Source organism: Streptomyces sp. NPDC001450 (assembly GCF_053597295.1).
Window position 1 is genome coordinate 1 of sequence record NZ_JBSFHY010000127.1, and the last position, 2483, is coordinate 2483.

Consider the following 2483-nt stretch of genomic DNA (forward strand, 5'->3'; position numbering starts at 1 on the left):
GGTACGTACCAGGAGTTCGTCCTTCCCGGGGGCGGGGGCGGGCGCCTTTTCGATGACGATGTCGTCGAGGGAGCGGACGAGGACGCGGCGGATCAGCTGGGTCATGGTGACGGGGTTCCGTTCGGTTCGGGCGTTCACGCGGCGACGAGGCCGGATCGGGTGTGGAACTGGTAGCCGTGCTGGTTGTGCGGTAGGCGATCGCCGGACGGCCTGAGGCGCGCCGGACCTCATTTGACGGCCCCCAGGGACAGACCGCGCACCAGCTTGTCCTGGGCGGCGAAACCGGCGATCAGGACGGGCAGGGACACCAGCGTTGCCGCCGCGCACAGCCTGGCCAGGAACAGGCCCTCGTTGGTGATGAACCCCACCAGGAAGACCGGCGCGGTGGACGCCTGGGTCGCGGTGAGGTTCACGGCGAACATGAACTCGTTCCAGCTGAAGATGAAGCAGATCAGCGAAGTGGCGGCGATTCCCGGCATGGCGACCGGGGCCACGATCCGCAGCAGCACCGTGGGCAGCCCCGCGCCGTCGACCTCGGCAGCCTCCAGGATCTCCCTGGGCACCTCGGCGAGGAACGACCGCATCATCCATACCGCGATCGGCAGGTTCATGGCGGTGTAGAGGACGACGAGGGTCCAGATGTTGTCCAGCATGCCGATGTCTTTGACGATCATGTAGATCGGCAGCAGGGCCGCGATGAGGGGCAGGAACTTCGTGGACAGGAAGAAGAACATCACGTCGGTCCACTTCTTGACCGGCTTGATGGACAGCGCGTAGGCCGCGGGCAGCGCCAGGGCGAGCACCAGCAGGGTGGAGAAGACGCTGGCCATGGCCGAGTTGAGCAGGAACGGGGTGATGTCCCGGCCCAGCAGCAGCTTGTACTGGTCCAGTGTCAGCGGCGCGAAGGGACTGGGCGGGTTGGTCGCCGCGTCGGATTCCTGGTGGAAGGACGTGAGAACCATCCAGGCCACCGGCGCGAAGAAGGCCAGCGTGACCAGCCACGCGACGAAGGTCCACAGGGGCGACAGACGCGGCGGCTGCCCGGGGTCCTCGCTGCGGCGACGCCTGAGCCGGCGCATGACGGTGCTGGACGATGCGCGGGCAGCCGCGGTCGTGCCGGTCATCGGGACACCTCTTCACGGAACAGGGAGGCGACCACGCGCAGCGCGAACGTCGCGATGACGATCGAGCCGATCACCACGACGACACCGGCGGCCGCGGCCTGGCCGTACTCGAACTTGCGGAACATGGTCAGGTAGATCTCGTAGGGCAGATTCGTGGTCCGGGAGCCTGGACCGCCCTGGGTGATCGTGTAGACCGCGTCGAAGGTCTGCACCACGAAGATGCTGCCGAGCACGATGCCCAGCTCGATGTACTGCCGCAGATGCGGCAGCGTGATGAGGCGGAAGGTCTGCAGCGCCGAGGCCCCGTCGACCTTGGCGGCCTCCAGCACGTCACCGGGCTGCGCCTGCAGACCGGCCAGCAGGATGAGCATCATGAACGGCGTCCACTGCCACACGAGCGCGACCACCAGAGCGGGCATGGGGAAGGACGAGACCCAGTCGACGGTCGGGCCGTTCGCCGCCCCGAACAGCCGGTAGACGGCGTTCAGAGCGCCGTTGAGCAGCCCGTAGTCGGGGTTGTAGATGGCGTGCTTCCACACCAGGGCGGCAGCGACCGGCATGACCAGGAATGGCGCGATGAGCAGGGTGCGGGCGAGGCCGCGGCCGAAGAAGTGGCGGTCGAGCAGCAGGGCCAGGCCCAGGCCCAGCACCACGCTGAGGACGACGACGGACGCGGTGAGGACGACGGTGTTCAGGACCGCGTTGCGCAACCGTTCGTCGGTGAAGACGAAGGCGTAGTTGGACAGGCCGGTGAAGTGGCGGTCACCCGGCCGCAGGATGTTCCACTGGAACGTGGAGATGACGAGCGTGGCCACGAACGGCAGCTGGGTGACGGCGATCGTGAAGATCAGCGCGGGCAGCAGCGGGAGGCGACGCCGCCACGCGCGTTCACCCCTGGGCTTGAGCGGGCGTGCGGCTGGTCGCCGATGCCTCGTAAGGGGACGGTCTGGCGTGATCATGAAGTGACTTTCTTCCGCCGCGAAACGGTGGGGACTGGGATGGCCGCTCCGGCCGGCTCGGGGGCCGGCCGGAGCGAGTGGCTCAGTTGTAGTTCTTGGCGACGTCTTCGGCCTGCTTCTGGCCGTCGTCGAGTGCCGTGTCCACGCTGGTCTTGCCGGCGATGGCGGCGGAGATCTCCTGCGTGGTCTTGGTCCCGAGGTCCTGGAACTCGGGGATGGCGACGAACTGGATGCCCACCGTGGGCCGCGGCTGCACGCCCGGGTTCGCGGGATCGGCCTGCTGGATGGACTTCAGGGTGATGTCACCGAAGGAGGCGGCGGCCTTCTTGTACTGCGGGATCTCGTAGGTGCTGGCACGCTTCCCCGCGGGCACCCGCGACCAGCCGAGCTTCTCGCCGAC

At 67.7% G+C, this 2483-nt stretch carries 2 protein-coding genes and 1 pseudogene; all 3 read right to left on the reverse strand.

The annotated features are described in order from the left end of the window. Positions 1 to 227: 227 nt before the first annotated feature. On the reverse strand, positions 228 to 1124 hold the full coding sequence (locus ACWC5O_RS45265; protein WP_450592517.1) for a carbohydrate ABC transporter permease: 897 nt from the start codon (positions 1122 to 1124) through the stop codon (positions 228 to 230). Continuing rightward, entirely contained in the window at positions 1121 to 2083 is a 963-nt protein-coding gene (locus ACWC5O_RS45270; protein WP_450592516.1) for a carbohydrate ABC transporter permease, read from the reverse strand. Before ACWC5O_RS45270 ends, ACWC5O_RS45265 begins: the two co-directional genes overlap by 4 nt. A gap of 82 nt (positions 2084 to 2165) precedes the next feature. Then, a pseudogene (locus tag ACWC5O_RS45275) lies at positions 2166 to 2483 on the reverse strand (sugar ABC transporter substrate-binding protein); the annotation flags it as partial.